The sequence below is a fragment of the Halorubrum sp. Atlit-8R genome, from assembly GCF_003666025.1.
Lineage (GTDB): Archaea > Halobacteriota > Halobacteria > Halobacteriales > Haloferacaceae > Halorubrum > Halorubrum salinarum.
Genome location: NZ_QPLV01000027.1, coordinates 1 through 577, shown reverse-complemented (window position 1 = coordinate 577; position 577 = coordinate 1). Strand labels below are relative to the sequence as shown.

At 64.6% G+C, this 577-nt stretch carries 1 protein-coding gene and 1 pseudogene; both read right to left on the bottom strand.

Going from position 1 to position 577, the window contains the following annotated elements:
* On the bottom strand, positions 1-209 hold a 209-nt coding region (locus tag DVK05_RS16420), incomplete at its 3' end, for a twin-arginine translocation signal domain-containing protein (RefSeq protein ID WP_121564951.1).
* A 164-nt stretch (positions 210-373) separates the two neighbouring features.
* Positions 374-577 (bottom strand): annotated as a pseudogene (locus DVK05_RS16415) (hypothetical protein); the annotation flags it as partial.

The following is a 577-nucleotide window of genomic DNA, read 5'->3' as shown; positions in this document are numbered from 1 at the left end:
CCGATGACGACCTCGTCGACGGACTGTTCGGGCGTCCCCGTCGCGGTGCCCGTCTCGCCGCCGGACTCGCCCGAGTCGCCGCCCGACCCGCCGCCGTTTCCGGCGTCGTCGCTCGCACAGCCGGCCAGTGTCAGTGCCGCGACGCTCGCGCCCGTTGCTTTGAGGAAGCGTCGCCTGTTGCTCGTCGAAGACTTGAGAGTCTTACCCATGGCAATCGGTATCGAGGTTAGTGCCTACTGTAATAAATCCTCCCGTACTCGTGTTGTCACGTTCTGTGGATATTCCTGCAACGAATCAAGTACGGGTCGGCAAATTGAGTCGAAAACGAGTCGTTTCGATTGTTCTACTCCGGGGCCGTGACCCCGCCGCGGCGTCAGTCGAGCGATTCGCGGGCGTGAATGCCGGCGAGGCGGCCGTAGCCGAGCGCGGTCGTCAGCCCGTTACCGGAGAGGTAGCCGCCCGCGCCGTGGCCGCTGATACCGCAGGCCGTGCCGCCGCCGGCGTAGAGATTCTCGACGATGCTCCCGTCGGTCCGGAGGAGATCGGAAGAGCCACGTCTTCCAGTCACTGGCTTCAA